This window comes from Psychrobacter sp. S1-30-MNA-CIBAN-0213 (assembly GCF_040309845.1).
In the GTDB taxonomy this organism is placed as follows: domain Bacteria; phylum Pseudomonadota; class Gammaproteobacteria; order Pseudomonadales; family Moraxellaceae; genus Psychrobacter.
In genome coordinates, this window is record NZ_JBEOPE010000014.1 from 75,189 (window position 1) to 88,241 (window position 13,053).

Consider the following 13,053-nt stretch of genomic DNA (forward strand, 5'->3'; position numbering starts at 1 on the left):
TCCTTAATATATTGCTAATCACCTGATATATAGGGATATCAATTGTACACGGACACCCTGTCATTATGACTGAGAAAACTGAACGCTTACAGACCAACGACTTATTGAATGAAGTAGACAACGAATTTAACGGCTTAACTTTAGCATTATCTAAAGGACGTATTTTAGAAGAGACGATGCCGCTCCTGCGAGCAGCTGGCGTTGATCTCCTCGAAGATCCTGATGCGTCACGTAAGCTGATTTTTCCTACTTCAAACCCGCATGTCCGCGTGCTTATTCTACGGGCCAGCGATGTGCCGACCTATGTAGAACATGGCGCTGCTGATTTTGGAGTAGCAGGTAAAGATGTGCTTCTTGAACATGGTGCTAATCATGTTTATGAATTGCTAGACCTGAAAATCGCTCAATGCAAACTTATGACGGCTGGCGTAAAGGATGCACCATTACCCAATCGTCGTCTGCGCATTGCTACTAAATACGTCAACGTCGCTCGTGCTTACTTCGCTAGCCAAGGTCAGCAAGTAGACGTCATCAAGCTCTATGGTTCTATGGAACTTGCGCCATTAGTTGGCTTGGGTGATTTGATTGTTGATGTGGTCGATACTGGTAATACTCTACGAGCTAACGGTCTAGAGCCGCGTGAGCATATTTGTGATGTCTCTTCTCGTTTGATTGTCAATCAAGTCAGCTATAAGCGTAAGTTTGCGTTACTTGAGCCTATCCTTGAAAGCTTTAAAGCTAGTATCGCTGCTGCCTCTTGATGGTCATTTGTCTGATGCATGTTAAGTGTTAGCGTTATTTATTATTGATAATACCAAAAGCTATTATGTGAGTTTTAAAACCAGTTTGGCGCTCTATGATAGACATAGCATGCTAAACTGGTTTTTTCATGTGTATTTACTGGAAGATATAAGCCTCTTATCATTTGCTTATAGCAATAGGTAAGTAGGCTAAAGCCATTATCCCATTACCATAGTTTGATTGTTTTTATAGCGTTTACTTTCTACAGAGATCTTTTTAGCTTAAACATAGGATTGAGTCATGCGCCAGTTAAGTACCCAAGATACCGATTTTGAGCAGCAGTTAACGGCACTGTTAGCCTTTGAGACGGTTAATGATGCTGATTTATTAAAAACCGTTGATGATATTATTACCCAAGTACGCCGCGATGGTGATAATGCAGTGTTAACATTGACTCAGCAGTTTGATCAGCATCCAGCAACGACGATGCAAGAGTTAGAGCTATCGAAAGATTCACTTGCTAAAGCTTTTGATAATTTGGATGCGAAAGTAAAGTCTGCATTGACGACAGCGGCAACACGGGTACAGACATTTCATGAACGACAAGTACAAGAGACTTGGCAATATGAAGATGAGCTAGGCAACCGCTTAGGTCAAAAAGTCACGCCACTTGATCGTGTGGGTATTTACGTACCAGGCGGGCTCGCATCTTATCCGTCTTCCGTGCTTATGAATGCTATTCCTGCAAAAGTTGCTGGCGTTACTGAAGTCATCATGGTCGTACCAGCGCCTAAAGGTGTGCTTAATCCACTAGTATTAGCAGCGGCACATTTAGCACAAGTTGATCGTGTCTTCACCATTGGTGGGGCACAAGCTGTTGCAGCATTAGCATATGGCACCGAAGCTATTCCAGCAGTGGATAAAATAACGGGTCCGGGTAATAAATATGTGGCGGCGGCTAAACGTGCCGTTTTTGGACAGGTAGGTATCGATATGATAGCTGGCCCATCTGAAGTATTAGTATATGCAGAAGGTGAAGCGCAAGATCGCGCTGACTGGCTAGCTATGGATTTATTGTCTCAAGCTGAACATGACCGTATTGCCCAAGCGGTCTTTGTAACGACAAGTAGCGAGCAGCTAGCAGAGGTAGCTGCTGAGATTGAAAAAGCATTAGCAGAGTTGCCAAAAGCTGATATCGCTCGTGACTCTTTACAGAATCGTGGTGCGCTTATTTTGGTCAAAGATAGAAGCGAAGGTATGGCTCTTATTAATCGTATTGCGCCTGAACATTTAGAGCTGTCTGTTGATGACCCTGATGCGCTGCTTGGCGATATTCGTCATGCCGGTGCTATATTTATGGGACGTCATACGCCTGAGGCCATCGGTGATTACTGTGCTGGCCCTAATCATGTGCTCCCTACATCGGGAACTGCGCGTTTTTCTTCTCCGCTAGGTGTCTATGACTTTCAAAAGAAATCATCAATTATTTATTGTAGTGAAAGCGGTAGTAAGCCACTGGCTGAGACAGCTGATATTTTAGCGCAGCGTGAAGATTTAGAAGCTCATGCGCGCTCAGCTCGTTATCGTTACCAGTAAAATGCTTTTAAATAGCCGATATATAGACAGGATAGCGGCTATAAAGAACCCTTTGTCAGAAATACATAGTCGTTATAGTAGTGACTGTATAGAATTTAAGTAGGATATTAATAGAGACTATTTTTTAGGTACTACTTCTAAAATAGCCGCAAACAAATCTTATCGGATTTTTTTATTATACATAGATAAGCTTTATATCCTACAAAGACAAGGAAGTGTTACTCCTGTTTATCAGGTAAGAGCTGATGTAGAGATTGCTCTCCCGCTATTCATAAACAGAGCGTTGTAAACCTAATTGAGGCATGATTATTACTATCATTTTATGTCTTGTCTGCAACCATTTTAGCTATTAGTAGGATAACATATGAGCGAACGAAAAGTTGATACCAGACTTTGGTCATCCAAAGCGCGTAACTTGTCACCTTACGTCCCTGGCGAGCAGCCTCAGCATGCTAATTTATGCAAATTAAACACCAATGAAAACCCGTTTCCGCCATCGCCGAAAGTGGGGGAAGCCATTGCTAAAGTCTTAGAGCAGCAAGCTGATGATCTACGTTTGTATCCAGCGCCTGAATCTGATGACTTGCGTAGTGCATTAGCACAGCTATATAGTCTTGATGTAAACCAAGTATTTGTCGGTAATGGTTCAGATGAAGTTCTAGCTTTAGTATTTGCCAGCTTCTTTTTAAAAGAACGCCCTGTGTTAGCGCCAGATATTAGCTATAGCTTCTATCCTGTTTATGCACAGACCTTTGGTGTAGAACTGGTGCAGATTGCGTTAGAAGCTGACTTTAGTATAGATCCTGACGCTTATCGTCAGCCTTGTAGTGGTATTATTATTGCCAATCCTAATGCACCAACAGGTCTATTGTTATCGCTTGCTGATATTCGCAAACTTGCCAGCGAGCATTCTAATTCGGTGGTTGTCATTGATGAGGCCTATATTGACTTTGCCTGTATAGATGAAGCCAGTTCAAACACACAAGCTTCAGCAGTAAGTTTAATTAATGAGTTTGATAATATCTTAGTGACCCAAACCTTTTCAAAGTCTCGCTCTCTGGCAGGTTTGCGTGTTGGAATGGCTTTTGGAAATGCGTCATTAATCGAAGCATTGACCCGTATGAAAAATAGCTTTAATAGCTATCCATTAGATAAGTTAGCTCAAGCTGGAGCGACTGCCAGTGTTTTAGATGCCGATTATTTTGAGCAAACACGTCAGCAAGTTATTGATTTACGCGAGTCATTAACGACTCAGCTGACAGCATTGAGCTATCAAGTATTGCCATCACATGCTAACTTTGTGTTTGCCCGTCCTCACGACGGTGATGCTAGCGCAGTCGCTAGCACATTGCGCGAACAAGGTATCATTGTGCGTCATTTTGATAAACCACGGATTCAGGAATACTTACGTATTACTATTGGTACGCAAGCACAACATGAGCGTTTAATTGATGCGCTGACTGCCATGCAAGCGACCAATGAAGACAGTAACTCTATATCAAATATTGGCTAATTTTTTTATTAGTGCAAAATTGAATTATTCGCTGGTAGTTAACGTTTTCATTAAGTTAGAAACCAGCGAGTAATTCACCTACTCAATTTTGTATTTAATCATATGAGTCTTTTCAACTGCCCAGCTAAAATTTTCAAAGCAAATTTTTTAGGTTATGCCTGCTTGATTTAATACATTCAGTAAGTTGCCAACTTTATCCAGACATTCTTGATATTCTTCGTCACAATCAGAGGCGACAGTAATACCGCCACCAGCCCATAAGCTTACTTGCCCTGCTGCATTCAACGATGTGTCGGCTTGCAATGTACGAATGAGCACATTCCATTGACCACTTCCATTAAAATTCATAAAACCCATGGTGCCACAATAAGCGCCTCGCGGTCCCGCTTCTAATTCAGAGATGATTTCAACAGCACGCCTTTTGGGCGTACCAGTGATTGAGCCTGCAGGTAGACTGCCAAATAATACTGCTAACGGATGTGCATCGGGCTTTAGCTCAGCGGTAATGGTGCTGACCATGTGATGCACATTGCTAAAGCTTTCAATTGCGAATAAATGCGGTACTTTTACACTCCCAGTTTTGGCATATTTACCTAAGTCATTACGTAATAAATCGACAATCATGACATTCTCAGCACGATCTTTGTTACTGTCAATCAATTGCTGCTTTAAGGTTAAATCTTGCTCATTATCCATACCTCTAGGACGAGTACCTTTGATTGGTTTAGTAATAATGTGATGCGAGCCTGTAGCCATATCTTTTATAAAAGTAAAAAACAGCTCAGGTGAGCAGCTCAATAGCTCAAAGCTTAAGGGTGGGGTTTTGACATGCTTAACGTTTTTAGCATGGTTATCAGTTGTTGTATAGTTAGGTTCCAAATTATCTAAGTTATCTAAGTTATCTAAGTTATCTAAGTCACCTAAGTCATCTAAATTACTATTAACCCCTAAATAACCAGCAAATGGTGCCTGAGTATTTCGATGTAGGGTAGGTAGGTAATCAACGAGCGTTGTTATAGAGTCGTTATAATTGTATGAGCCATCTAACTTATTAAGGCAGCCTTGCCAAGCTTGCGTTAGATTGATTTGATAACAGTCACCCTGTTGTAAGTAGTCTTGGGTTTTCTCAAAAGCATTCTGATAATCATCTTTATGCCAGCGCGCATTCAATACTAAGGGAGTTAGTTGGCATTCAAGATTGTCAGCTGCCTTTTTTATCTGGGATAGTTCATGGTCTAAGATACTAAAGTAAGATATAAGCTCAGCTAGTATTGAACTTGTTGTTTCGTTATCAGTATCCAGTGCTAAAGTATTTAATTTCCAGCCAGTTTTGTCTTCATTGGACGGGGTCAGATAGATATCATAATGTCCCAATACCGCACAAGGCTGCGCAGCCAGTTCGATTTTAGCTGCTGGACTTAATTCATAAGCAGTAATGTCATAACCAATAAAGCCTATTAGACCGTGATGATAACTTGGTTCCTCATTAGATTTATCTATTAAGTTTGAAACGCTACTATCAGACTCGTAAGCCTGACTATAATGGATTAGTTCATCCTGCCATTCTGAATAACTCATATGCGCTGTCGTTAGTGCATTACTATCATTTCGAAAGTTTTTTATCACTCTATATTTAGAATCGGGCAGCTGCTTGTTAGATATTTTGCTGTCAGCAGAGTAAACAGACCAGCTTACTTTAGGTAGTAGGCCAATTACAGGTCGCCCATTATTATTTAACCAAACCAATTGCCAATTAGCTTTAGTATCTTGGGAAAGTAAATGCCTCTGCAGTTGTGGTAGCAGTTCTGCGGCTGATAAGTCGCCAAAACGCCAGCTATTTTTGATAGCTGGCGTTTGTGCATATTGAGTCTGTCTAATCTCATCTTGAGAAGAGTTTGATGCGAGCATAGTTTAAGCGTCAAACCTTTTAATAATTAAGGTCGCGTTGGTGCCACCAAAACCAAAGCTATTGCTCATAAGGGTATTTAGCTTAGTTTCACGTAGCTCAGTGACGATATCGAAAGGGGCAGCTGCCTCATCAAGATTTTCAATATTAATACTTGGGGCAATAAAGCCTTCTTGCAGCATAAGTAAACAGTAGATTAATTCCTGCGCTCCAACAGCACCCAAGCTATGACCTGTCATTGACTTGGTAGAACTAATAGGTGGCACAGAGTTTTTAGTAGGAGTGTCAGTGTCTGATGCAAATACTTTAGCAATAGCCTTAAGCTCAGTAATATCCCCTAGCGGTGTGCTGGTACCATGGGTATTAACATAATCAACACGCTCTAATCCGGCTTGAGCTAATGCTTGCTGCATACAACGTACGGCACCTTCACCACTTGGCGCAACCATTTCTGCCCCATCCGAGCTGGCACCATAGCCGACAATCTCTGCTAAAATATTTGCGCCACGTGCCTGTGCATGCTCGAGACTCTCAACGACTACCATTGCGCCGCCACCAGCGATTACGAAGCCATCGCGATCTCTGTCATAAGCACGCGAAGATTGTTTAGGCGTATCATTGTACTGAGTGCTCATCGCACCCATCGCATCAAACATACACGACTGGGTCCAGTCTTCAGCTTCACTACCACCAGCAAGTATCACATCGGCCTTACCTAGTTGAATGAGTTCAGCTGCATGGCCGATACAATGAGTTGAAGTTGCACAGGCAGAAGAAATAGAGTAAGAAATACCTTGAATTTTAAGCCCAGTTGCTAGTGCTGCTGATACCGAGCTACTCATAGTCTTTGGTACAGCCATTGCTCCGACCCCGCGTAGGCCTTTTTCGCGCATAGCATCGACTGCGCTGACTACATCTTCTGTCGATGCACCACCCGAACCTGCTACCACGCCGACACGCGGATTATGATTGATGGTTTCAAGTGACAAACCAGATTGTTTAATTGCCGCTAACGCACTGACGTAAGCATAAAGACTCGCATCGCTAAAAAATCGTTTCAATTTACGATCAATACCAGCCGTATCTAGCGCCGTTTTGTCGATGCTACCGCTTACTTGCGACTTAAACCCATGTTCAGCGTAAGTTTCATTAAATGTAATACCAGACTGACCTTGTTTAAGAGCAGATGTGACGGTGGCTAAATCATGTCCGATACAAGAGACAATCCCTGCTCCAGTAATAACAACTCGGCGCATATTCCATTCCTTATAGTAATTAATTGTTGTCAATATCTAGCTGTGAATACTTATAACTGCTATCTATGTGTAGATGTTTGCCGCTTTTACTAGGTAGCTGCCTTCGTACTTGATATATTTAAAATATTTGATAATGTCATATTAAATGACGAAGCAATCATTCAACCATAGCTGAATTTGCATATTATTACGTTATTATTATGATAACGTATCAACGACTCAAAATCTTTTCTCTAATGCAAAACAGTCGCAAAAAAATAATAATTCTTAAAGGTAAGATAAAAAGGCTTGTTTGACTGGTTTCTATAAATATAACATGCGTTATTATAGCAGTCATAGGGATAGTATATGGGCTAAAAAATACACATATATAGTTTCTATATCATGCTTATAGTGTTAGATAAGCCATACTTTTAGATACAAACTTTACGATATTGATAACATTGTTCACACTGACATAGAAGTTAAGATATAGCTAAAATGATGACCTGAGCATTGATATAGACAAACATTTTTGTTGTTTTATCAGAATTTATTGGTACATTAAATTGGTACGTCAAAAAACTCAATGCATAGCCGTACATAATAAAGATTTGTCGATTTTAATTTTAAGTTATTTAATCATCATACTAAGGATATAACGATGGCAAAACGAAGCACTCTTTCTCAAGGTATCAATACTATTGGCCATTTTACCCGTAATAATCTTGAACGTATGGGATCATTAATTGATAGTGCTAATGCCAAAGCAAGTAAGCCACGTCAGTACAAGGCAGTAAACTTAGGTGATGAGGATTATCAACAAGATTTATTTCGTGAGCAAACCTTAAAAACGACACAGCAATTATTAGGTACACGTTTTGCTACGTATGGTAAATATGCTAAAAAAGTCGTACCTAATAGTTTATTTCAGTCTGTATTAGACAGCGCCTTTGTTCAAGTAGCCAAACTAGCCGCTAATTGGAGCCAATTAGATTTGCCGAACGAGCATCGTTTTGCTGATACTACTGTACTAGATGATGAACAACGTTATGCGCTAGCCACTGATATCGCCAATCAGAATAGAGCGTTGGCAACTCTGGGTGGTCTGACGGGCTTAGCAGGTTTACCAGGATTGCTGGCTGATACTTTGTGGCTTTTGTTGGTATCATTGCGTTCTGTTTATCAATTAGCTGCTGTCTATGACAAGCCTTTGACTGGTAAGCAAGGGATCAAGATGGCTTATGAGCTACTTGCCAGTGCAGATTTGAGCAAGATGCAAGAAAAGCAAGCGCTGCTAGCAGGTATTGGGGTGGGTAAGGGTTTACTCGATAATGCTCAAAGTCGCGGATTGCACAGCGAACTGAAAAACCTTGGTCTTAAAAATCAAAATGTCAACTTTTACGCTGAGCAAATAGACAATATCGCTGGGCAAGTAGGGGTTGATTTAGATCAAATTAATCTATCGTGGATACGCCGTTTCTTACCATTAAGTGCTGTTGCTGTCGGTATGCACTACAATAGTCGTCTAATTGACGAAGTGCTTGGGGTAGCTCAAGCAACATTTGCGCCAGAGCCAAAACTCGCTAACCGATTTATCACTGATGATAGTAGTAGCGAAGAAGAAGTAAGCCAAATGACAACCAAGCAGGATAAAGACTCAGATAACAAATCTGATAATGTTGATAGTTCCTCAGAGAAAAAGTCAGACGAACCTGCTGACACTAAATCTAATAATAAAGATAATGAGAAATCAGCTGATACTGGAAAGAAGACTAAGACTAAGACTAAGGCTAAGAAATAACGGTTGATTGACTCTTATTGATTAAGATAATAGAGGATGTTGGTATATAAAGCACGAAACAAAATATCCCAAAAGTTACCTTGAAAAATAAGACTTTATCGCCATTTAGTCGATAATAAATTAAAAGCTTATTACAGTTGTAGAAGTACGTAGTAAGTTGTTTATAGTTGCTGCCAATGCTTTACTGTATTGCTAACCGATATTAGAGTATACTTAATGCATATCTATTCAGCATTGTAAAGTGAAACTGACTATAAGTAGTTGAAATAGCAGCAACATATCTTTATAATACATTGTCCTAAAAATGGGTGCCTCAAAATCTTCACTTTTAATGAAGAGGATGGTGGATTCGCCCATTTTTTTGTTTTATACCAAACGGGAGAAGGATGCCTTATGGCAACAACTAACCAATTGATTCGTAAGGGTCGCAAAACCATCAAGGAAAAGTCAAAAGTTCCTGCGTTGCAAGCGTGCCCACAGCGTCGCGGTGTATGTACTCGCGTATATACTACCACGCCTAAAAAACCTAACTCAGCAATGCGTAAAGTTTGTCGTGTACGTTTGACTTCTGGTTATGAAGTATCAAGCTACATCGGCGGCGAAGGTCATAACTTACAAGAGCATAGTGTTGTACTTATTCGTGGTGGTCGTGTAAAAGATCTACCAGGTGTACGTTATCACACTGTTCGCGGTGCATTAGATTGTGCTGGCGTAAAAGACCGTAGACAAGGTCGCTCTAAATATGGTGCGAAGAAGCCTAAAGCTTAATATTAGCTAAGCCTATTTGTATCACCCATTAACTGTGCATGGGTTTGGTGTTAACAGTATTCTTATTCTAAATGAGTAATATGCTGTCATAACATACCGCCATGCAGTAAGGCTGACTGACAACTCGATATAACACCGCCTATATTATTGACTGGTGCGAGATTGTGAATGTCAGACACTCCTGAAGATAAGGATTATTATTATGCCAAGACGTCGCGTCGTTGCTACCCGTGAGATCCTACCGGATCCTAAGTTTGGTAGCCAAACCATCGCTAAGTTCATCAACCATGTAATGAGTCATGGTAAAAAATCTACTGCTGAGCGTATCGTTTACGGTGCCCTTGAGACAGTAAGCCAGAAGCGTAACATCGAAGATCCAGTATCTTTCTTTGAAGAAGTTTTAGAAAATGTACGCCCAATGGTTGAAGTGAAAGCTCGCCGTGTTGGTGGTGCAACCTATCAAGTACCAATGGAAGTACGCCCCTCCCGTCGTACTGCCTTGGCTATGCGTTGGTTAGCTGAAGCTGCTGCTAAGCGTTCTGAAAAATCAATGGCTCTACGCCTTGCTGGCGAATTGTCTGATGCGTCAGAAGGCAAAGGTAATGCTATGAAAAAGCGTGACGAAGTTCACCGCATGGCAGATGCTAACAAAGCATTCTCTCATTATCGCTTCTAAAGCGGCTTAGCATTTATAAATAACTTTTTTATTAAGTTGTTTATACGTTATATGTGATTGATACGATTAACTTGTAGATAATATATCTGCTGGTTAATCGTTATACTACTTATTCTATTGATTCTCGTCATGATTAATAAGACGATTAGATAGCTTAAGGCTTTTCAACAGCCTGAACTATTATATATCTTAAATGGCGAACATCTATCATGATGCTGTCCTACATAAAGCATCCCAAATTTGATGCCGCACTATTCTTAGTATTTGCTCTTTTTTTGTCCGTATTAGGCCCAATAATCAGTAAGTAATATTACGAAGCTGACCGCTTTGTCATAGAGTATAAGGTAGAGACACAACACATTAATCTATACACGAATTTCCCTAGGAAAACACTATGGCTCGTAAAACTCCCCTAAAACGCTATCGCAATATTGGTATCTCAGCGCACATCGATGCTGGTAAGACAACCACTACTGAGCGTGTTTTATTTTATACCGGTGTTAGTCACAAACTTGGTGAAGTACATGATGGCGCAGCCACCATGGACTGGATGGAGCAAGAACAAGAGCGCGGTATTACTATTACCTCAGCGGCGACGACTTGCTTTTGGTCAGGTATGGCAAAACAGTTTGACGAACATCGTATCAACATTATTGACACTCCAGGTCACGTTGACTTCACGATTGAAGTTGAACGTTCTATGCGTGTACTTGATGGTGCTTGCATGGTTTACTGTGCAGTAGGTGGCGTCCAGCCACAGTCTGAGACCGTATGGCGTCAGGCGAACAAATATAAAGTACCACGTCTTGCATTTGTAAATAAAATGGATCGTGTTGGCGCTGATTTCTATCGCGTTATTGAGCAGATCAAAACTCGTCTAGGTGGTAATCCTGTACCATTGGTTATTCCAATTGGTAAAGAAGATGATTTCGAAGGCGTTGTTGATCTAGTCACTATGAAAGCTCTATATTGGGATGAAGCATCTCAAGGTATGGAATTTGAAGAACGCGAAATACCAGCTGAATTGCAAGAAAAAGCAGAAGAGTATCGTGAGCATCTCGTAGAAAATGCGGCTGAAGCTTCAGAAGAACTCATGAACGAGTATCTGGAAAATGGCGAATTGTCTGTAGAGCAAATCAATGCTGCTATTCGTCAGTTGACTATTGATAACGAAATTATTCCATTGCTTTGTGGTACTGCCTTCAAAAACAAAGGTGTACAAAAGATGTTGGATGCGGTTATTCAATATCTTCCAGCACCAATGGATGTACCTGCTATTAAAGGTATTCTTGATGACAAAGATGAAACTGAAGGCACTCGTGAAGCATCAGACGAAGCCCCATTCTCAGCTTTAGCATTCAAAATCATGAATGATAAGTTCGTTGGTAACTTAACCTTCGTTCGTGTTTATTCAGGTGTTTTGACGCAAGGTAGCAGCGTTTATAACCCAGTTAAAATGAAGCGTGAGCGCGTTGGTCGTATCGTACAGATGATGGCGAACTCTCAAGAAGAGCTTGCAGAAATTCGTACTGGTGATATCGCAGCATTGGTTGGCATGAAAGATGTGACAACTGGTGATACGCTATGTGATGAGCAAAATGTTATCACTCTTGAGCGCATGGAATTCCCAGATCCAGTTATCAGTCTTGCCGTTGAACCTAAGACTAAAGCTGACCAAGAAAGAATGTCTATCGCTTTAGGTCGTCTTGCAAAAGAAGATCCATCGTTCCGTGTGCATACTGATGAAGAGTCTGGTCAGACTATCATTAGTGGTATGGGTGAGCTACATTTAGAAATTCTTGTTGACCGTATGAAGCGTGAATTCAACGTTGAAGCAAACATCGGTGCACCACAAGTTGCTTATCGTGAAACGATTCGTGACACTGTTGAACAAGAAGGCAAATTCGTACGTCAAACAGGTGGTCGTGGTAAATTCGGTCACGTTTGGTTACGTCTTGAGCCACTTGATCCAGCGGGTGATGTTGAATACGAATTCGCTGAAGAAGTTGTTGGTGGTACCGTACCTAAAGAATTCCATGGTGCCGTTGATAAAGGTATCCAAGAACGCATGAAAAATGGCGTACTTGCTGGTTACCCAGTAGTTAACGTAAAAGCGACCTTGTATGACGGTTCTTACCATGACGTTGATTCGGACGAGCTTTCGTTTAAGATGGCAGGCTCTATGGCTTTCAGAAAAGGCTTCATGGCAGCAAACCCTGCGTTACTTGAGCCAATCATGAAAGTTGAAGTTGAAACGCCTGAAGACTACATGGGCGATATCATGGGTGATCTTAACCGTCGTCGTGGTTTGGTACAGGGTATGGAAGACTTACCTGGTGGTACTAAGCAGATCCGTGCCGAAGTACCATTAGCAGAAATGTTTGGTTATGCCACACAAATGCGCTCAATGTCACAAGGCCGTGCTACATACTCAATGGAATTCCAAAAATACGCTGAAATTCCAAAATCAGTTGCTGCTGAAATCATCTCTAAGTTCAATTCTAAAGATGGCGACGAGTAAATAAAGTACTTAATAGTGGCGATATAGAGTGCATCTCTATATTGCCATTGAAGAATATACCAATAACTTGTTAAAAGACTTGTTATTGGTTGTGATTTTCTTATAATATCTGCACATTGCATGTGCAACCTTTTAACAATTATCTTAATGTGGTCAGAATGCTTTAGCTATTGTCTTAACATTATTTAAGCACTTTAGTTGAAAATTCTAATCCCAAATAAAGAGGAAATACCCATGGCAAAGGCCAAGTTTGAACGTCTAAAACCACATGTCAACGTTGGTACCATCGGACA

Annotated in this window: 9 protein-coding genes; 7 read left to right on the forward strand and 2 right to left on the reverse strand. The window is 40.9% G+C overall.

Features of this window, described 5'->3' with window-relative positions; translation table 11 throughout:
• Window positions 1–65 precede the first annotated feature (65 nt).
• The 3 genes from hisG (at window position 66) to hisC (ending at window position 3,850) form a co-directional block, all read left to right on the forward strand.
• On the forward strand, window positions 66–761 hold the full coding sequence (gene hisG / locus AAEY87_RS12130) for an ATP phosphoribosyltransferase (protein WP_068038001.1): 696 nt from the start codon (window positions 66–68) through the stop codon (window positions 759–761).
• Window positions 762–1,041: 280 nt separating this feature from the next.
• Window positions 1,042–2,337, forward strand: a complete 1,296-nt coding sequence (gene hisD, locus AAEY87_RS12135; RefSeq protein ID WP_350657371.1) for a histidinol dehydrogenase — start codon at window positions 1,042–1,044, stop codon at window positions 2,335–2,337.
• A gap of 364 nt (window positions 2,338–2,701) precedes the next feature.
• On the forward strand, window positions 2,702–3,850 hold the full coding sequence (gene hisC / locus AAEY87_RS12140; protein ID WP_068329506.1) for a histidinol-phosphate transaminase: 1,149 nt from the start codon (window positions 2,702–2,704) through the stop codon (window positions 3,848–3,850).
• A 147-nt stretch (window positions 3,851–3,997) separates the two neighbouring features.
• On the opposite strand, the gene AAEY87_RS12145 is transcribed toward hisC, so the two are convergent.
• Complete coding sequence (locus AAEY87_RS12145) at window positions 3,998–5,758, reverse strand: anthranilate synthase component I family protein (RefSeq protein WP_350657372.1); 1,761 nt, start codon at window positions 5,756–5,758, stop codon at window positions 3,998–4,000.
• A gap of 3 nt (window positions 5,759–5,761) precedes the next feature.
• On the reverse strand, window positions 5,762–7,012 hold the full coding sequence (locus AAEY87_RS12150) for a beta-ketoacyl synthase N-terminal-like domain-containing protein (protein ID WP_068037989.1): 1,251 nt from the start codon (window positions 7,010–7,012) through the stop codon (window positions 5,762–5,764).
• Between the two features lie 643 nt (window positions 7,013–7,655).
• On the opposite strand from AAEY87_RS12150, the gene AAEY87_RS12155 reads away from it, so the two are divergent.
• From AAEY87_RS12155 to fusA, 4 genes are all read left to right on the forward strand, one after another.
• Window positions 7,656–8,795 carry an EcsC family protein gene (locus tag AAEY87_RS12155; protein WP_068329501.1) on the forward strand — a complete coding sequence of 380 codons (1,140 nt, stop codon included), beginning with the start codon at window positions 7,656–7,658 and terminating at the stop codon, window positions 8,793–8,795.
• A 393-nt stretch (window positions 8,796–9,188) separates the two neighbouring features.
• Window positions 9,189–9,563, forward strand: coding sequence for a 30S ribosomal protein S12 (gene rpsL / locus AAEY87_RS12160; RefSeq protein ID WP_010200611.1), 375 nt, complete (start codon window positions 9,189–9,191; stop codon window positions 9,561–9,563).
• Window positions 9,564–9,765: 202 nt separating this feature from the next.
• Window positions 9,766–10,239, forward strand: coding sequence for a 30S ribosomal protein S7 (gene rpsG, locus AAEY87_RS12165; protein ID WP_068037983.1), 474 nt, complete (start codon window positions 9,766–9,768; stop codon window positions 10,237–10,239).
• Between the two features lie 394 nt (window positions 10,240–10,633).
• A complete protein-coding gene (fusA, locus tag AAEY87_RS12170) occupies window positions 10,634–12,760 on the forward strand; it encodes an elongation factor G (protein ID WP_068329500.1) in 2,127 nt (708 codons plus the stop codon).
• Window positions 12,761–13,053 lie beyond the last annotated feature (293 nt).